1 protein-coding gene and 1 pseudogene are annotated in these 1,545 nt (G+C 48.1%); one reads left to right on the forward strand and one right to left on the reverse strand.

The window, feature by feature from the left end; genetic code table 11:
• Positions 1-741 (forward strand): annotated as a pseudogene (locus tag IQ242_RS24465) (phosphate ABC transporter substrate-binding protein); the annotation flags it as partial.
• 67 nt (positions 742-808) lie between these two features.
• Here IQ242_RS24465 and IQ242_RS24470 read toward each other — a convergent pair.
• Positions 809-1,543, reverse strand: coding sequence for a hypothetical protein (locus IQ242_RS24470; protein WP_228021198.1), 735 nt, complete (start codon positions 1,541-1,543; stop codon positions 809-811).
• Positions 1,544-1,545: the final 2 nt, after the last annotated feature.

A 1,545-nucleotide genomic window follows, 5' to 3' on the forward strand; every position in this document is an offset into this window, starting at 1 on the left:
TCTATCCCCAGTGGCACGACAATTCGCATTACCGGCTCTTCCAGTATGGTACAGATTAATTAAGCCTTAAAAGCCGCTTTAACTGCCAAATTTCAGGGGGTAGAGGTCTTGACAAATGCTCAAGGATCTGATAGGGGATTAGAGGAAGTGGCCCGGGGGGCGATCGATATTGCGGCGGTGTCACGACCTTTAACCGAGTCGGAACGATCTCAGGGATTGGCTTCTAGTCCGATTGTTCGAGATGCGATCGCTATTGTGGTGGGGGTAAAAAATCCCTTTGCGGGGGGGTTAACCACTACCCAAGTTAAAGATATTTTTACCGGAAAAATCACCTCTTGGTCGGAGGTGGGCGGTTCTGCTGCTACTATTCAAGTGATTAATCGTCCTCCGATTAGTGGCACTTATCAAAGTTTTCGTCAGGAAGTCCTGCAAGGGGGAGAATTTGGTAGGGGAACTAATTTTAAAATGATGGAGATGGATGCCACCACCCCAATTTTGCGAGTTTTGGGACTGAATGGCATTAGTTACGCAACCTATAGCCAAATTGTCAACCAAAAAACCGTCAGGGCGATCGCTATTGAGGGAATTTTACCTAGTGAACCTAATTATCCCTGGCAGCGTACCCTTTACTACGTTTACAAAGAACCTGCTAGTGAAACGGTCAAAGCTTTTATGGGTTTTGTGGCCTCTAGTGATGGTCAAGAAGCGATTTTTCGGGCCAATGAAGACCTACAAAAGTAGTTAGCGAGAATATCTGAAAATCTGGGAAATTTTACGCCTTGCATGACTAGGGTAAGCATTGTCTATTTTACCGTGGAGACGGGGAGGCATTGAGAATGGTTAGCTGAACACCATTATCTTTTTCATAAACGATCGCCACGGGAATGGTCAACCGGGGAGCCTTTTTCGGTAAGGCGGGGAAAATATAGGCATAACCGTCTCCTTTGAGAAGAAGTCGCCAAACTCTGGGGTTGTTAGAATTGCTCAGGTCGGTGAGTTCTTCACCAAGGAGGCGATCGTAGGCTTTGCGATCGCCGATGATCCGCAAGTCAGTCGGGTTATCGAGGGGGTTATCGAGTTTGCGTCCTAAAGGGGCATTTTTGGACATCAGGAGGGTGACGACAGGCAGTGAGGAGGTGTCGTTGACGGCATCTTTCCAAGCATCCGCTTGGGCTTGCCAACGGGCCAGCCAAAAGAGGGCGGTGAGGATAAAGAGGACGATAATTAGCTCATTCAGCAGAGAGGCGAGAAAGTTAAGAATCTTTGTCTGGGCTTCATTGAAAGTAAAGGGCAATCTTCGTAGGTATTTACTGCCCCATTTTTGGCCCCAGTGCAGGGTGACGAGAATAGCTAAGACTGTCACACCCAAAACGAGAATGGTTCTCAGGAAGGCGAGGGGTTCCCCGAAAAAGGTTTGGAAGGCGGCAAGATAAAAGGATTCGCCGGGTAGGTTAAGGGTGGTGACTTCGAGTTGAAAGAAGCTGAAGTAAGTCCAGCGATAAGTCCATCCAGTAAAGTACAGGCCGGCGGCTAACAAAGCCAGCA

The sequence above is a fragment of the Microcystis sp. LEGE 08355 genome (assembly GCF_015207185.1).
GTDB classification, from domain to species: Bacteria; Cyanobacteriota; Cyanobacteriia; order Cyanobacteriales; family Microcystaceae; genus Microcystis; species Microcystis panniformis.